The 245-nt window shown below is 64.1% G+C and carries 1 protein-coding gene; it reads left to right on the forward strand.

Annotation, left to right across the window (positions count from 1 at the left end; genetic code table 11):
- A partial coding sequence (locus EOD29_RS34185) for an ATP-binding cassette domain-containing protein (protein ID WP_127248893.1) occupies positions 1 to 245 on the forward strand: 245 nt, incomplete at both ends.

A 245-nucleotide genomic window follows, 5' to 3' on the forward strand; every position in this document is an offset into this window, starting at 1 on the left:
GGCATCGGCTTCGTGCCGGAGGAGCGCGGCATCTTCTCGACACTGACCGTTTCTGAAAACCTGCTGCTGCCGCCTGTCGTGGCAAAGGGCGGCATGACGCTCGACGAGATCTACGAACTTTTCCCCAATCTCTACGAGCGCCGCGGCAGCCCGGGCACCAAACTGTCAGGCGGCGAGCAGCAGATGCTGGCGATCGCCCGCATCCTCCGCACCGGCGTCAGGCTGCTCATTCTCGACGAACCGAC

The sequence above is a fragment of the Mesorhizobium sp. M1A.T.Ca.IN.004.03.1.1 genome (assembly GCF_003997555.1).
Classification (GTDB): domain Bacteria; phylum Pseudomonadota; class Alphaproteobacteria; order Rhizobiales; family Rhizobiaceae; genus Mesorhizobium.